Origin of the sequence: Candidatus Propionivibrio aalborgensis (assembly GCF_900089945.1) — a bacterium.
Classification (GTDB): Bacteria; Pseudomonadota; Gammaproteobacteria; order Burkholderiales; family Rhodocyclaceae; genus Propionivibrio; species Propionivibrio aalborgensis.
In genome coordinates this window covers 1-529 of sequence record NZ_FLQY01000017.1, presented here as the reverse complement: position 1 = coordinate 529, position 529 = coordinate 1, and the positions used below count along the sequence as shown (strand labels likewise).

1 protein-coding gene is annotated in these 529 nt (G+C 59.2%); it reads left to right on the top strand.

Translation table 11 applies throughout. The features are described from left to right. Nucleotides 1-529: arginine--tRNA ligase domain-containing protein (gene argS, locus PROAA_RS01385; RefSeq protein ID WP_186409599.1), on the top strand; the 529-nt coding region annotated here is incomplete at both ends.

Here is a 529-nt window from a genome sequence, read left to right as displayed (position 1 = left end):
GTCGCGGCGACCTCGAGGAATTCGGCGTGCGCTTTGATGTCTGGTTCTCGGAGAAATCGCTGTTCGATACCGGCCTCGTTGCACGCTGCGTCGCTCGGCTGGAAAAAACGGGCCACCTTTACACGCAGGATGGCGCCCTGTGGTTCAAGTCGACGGCGTTCGGCGACGAGAAGGATCGTGTCGTGCAGCGTGACAACGGACTTTATACGTACTTCGCTTCAGACATTGCCTACCATCTCAACAAGTACGAACGCGGCTTCGAGCGCCTCATCAATATCTGGGGTGCCGACCACCATGGCTACATCCCGCGTGTCAGGGGCGCACTGGCTGCGCTGGGCCTCGACCCGAATCTCCTCGACGTGGCCCTCGTGCAGTTTGCCGTTCTCTACCGCAATGGCCAGAAAGCATCGATGTCGACACGCTCCGGCGAATTCGTCACCTTGCGCACCCTGCGCGAGGACGTAGGCAATGATGCCTGCCGATTTTTCTACGTGCTGCGCAAATCAGATCAGCACCTCGACTTCGACCT